This window comes from Bradyrhizobium sp. 23AC (assembly GCF_054863025.1).
Map to the genome: position 1 here is coordinate 1 of NZ_JAVAYN010000128.1, position 276 is coordinate 276.

A 276-nucleotide genomic window follows, 5' to 3' on the forward strand; every position below is an offset into this window, starting at 1 on the left:
TCACGCTCTAGTGGAAAACCTTAATTGAAAATGGTGTTGAATTGACCGGCGGTCACTTAATAGAATGCACCCACGTTATCCAACTGCAGCAACGGAAAACGGAATGAAATCTGCAAAGGCAAACTTGCTGAAAGGCAAGGGCGCAAAGTCACCGGTCTAAAGGGTTCGCCCCATGACAGCGGAACTACCGGTTTCTCCGATCTCGGGAAACTCCGCAGGTTTAAATTCAATTTAAATCTTTTTAAGGAGCCTCAAATGAAAGTCACTACCGTTTCC

General features: G+C 45.7%; 1 riboswitch.

Annotated features, from left to right (window positions below):
- Nucleotides 1-107: 107 nt before the first annotated feature.
- Nucleotides 108-192: riboswitch (cyclic di-GMP riboswitch) on the plus strand.
- The last annotated feature ends 84 nt before the right edge of the window (nt 193-276 follow it).